Source organism: Microvirga antarctica (assembly GCF_017921815.1).
Taxonomy (GTDB): domain Bacteria; phylum Pseudomonadota; class Alphaproteobacteria; order Rhizobiales; family Beijerinckiaceae; genus Microvirga; species Microvirga antarctica.
Window position 1 is genome coordinate 1 of sequence record NZ_JAGEMM010000220.1, and the last position, 219, is coordinate 219.

General features: G+C 57.1%; 1 protein-coding gene. It reads right to left on the reverse strand.

The features are described 5' to 3' along the window. Positions 1 to 26: 26 nt before the first annotated feature. The coding region (locus J4G32_RS21575) for a hypothetical protein (protein WP_210497807.1) at positions 27 to 219 on the reverse strand (193 nt) is incomplete at its 5' end.

Consider the following 219-nt stretch of genomic DNA (forward strand, 5'->3'; position numbering starts at 1 on the left):
CAGCTGGGAGAGCGCCTGATTTGCATTCAGGAGGTCGTCGGTTCGATCCCGTCAGGCTCCACCATCTTTTTGAGCCCCCGATCTTTGATCGGCCCCGATCTTTGATCGGCCCCGATCTTTGATCGGCCCCGATCTTTGATCGGCTTTGGCGGCTCCGATCTTTGATCGGCTTGGTGGTTTGTTGTTGGTTTTGTCCGGATGTCACAGAGGTTCGCGGGC